Raw genomic sequence first — 876 nt, 5'->3', positions numbered from 1 at the left:
TTCAGGGTGGTACTTGGGTATTTCAAAATATCGGAAACATCATAATCTTTCAGGGATTTATAGCCATCCTGATGCTGGTGGTTGCGCTTGTGTTCTGGCTGCTGGGCATTGCGGCACGTTGCGGCTTGATCTATGAAGTGATAGCTTTAGGCTCAGGATATAAAAAGCCAGTTAGCCGCGTCGGCGACTTGCTCGGTGTTGGGTTCAAGTTTCTGCCCCGCATTCTACTGATGCAACTGCTGATCTGGTCCCCCGTGCTAGTGCTGAGTATAGTAACTGCTACTGTCGGTCAGTCTACGTCAGCAGATCTGCTTTCTAACGTAGAGACAGGTGCTCCAGAACTCGCGGATTTCGGAGCACTTGGAACTCTTGGCTTGCTTGGATGTGGCATTGCTTTGTTGGCTATCCCCATCACCATTGTTGATGCCATTGCCTATCGCGCGATAGTATTGGAGGATCTGCAAGTCACAAGTGGCATTCGGCGAGCTTTTGAGGTGGTCAAAGCAAACCTTGGTCAGATACTTATTCTGCTGGTCATCTGTCTGGCATTGGCCTGGGTGTTCTCCCTGATACTAGGCATTGTGCTGTCGCCACTTTTGCTGATTATGATAAAACCGATGATGCAGGGTATGTCACAATGTGCCGAGTTCGGTGGCGACTTGAAAGCAATGGCCGATTGTATACAATGGATGAATGCAAACCCAACGTTGATCCTCTTGTCTGTCGTGAGCAGTATTGTCGCGGCTGCACTATCCTCAATATGGGTAACCTTTCAATCTGCTGTTTTCACATTGGCTTATAAACAGATCGCATAGATACGCTAGTTGCGTTCACTATACCAGCCTGGTCCGAGCAACTTTTCATTAAAGACGAGTC

Annotated in this window: 1 protein-coding gene; it reads left to right on the top strand. The window is 48.2% G+C overall.

What is annotated here, in order from left to right; genetic code table 11:
* Window positions 1-815, top strand: an 815-nt coding sequence (locus GY843_RS03590) for a hypothetical protein (protein ID WP_297306606.1), incomplete at its 5' end; no start/stop codon positions are given.
* Between the last annotated feature and the right edge of the window lie 61 nt (window positions 816-876).

The organism is Neptuniibacter sp. (assembly GCF_024231755.1).
GTDB lineage: Bacteria > Pseudomonadota > Gammaproteobacteria > Pseudomonadales > Balneatricaceae > Neptuniibacter.
This window is presented reverse-complemented; position numbering and strand designations above follow the sequence as displayed.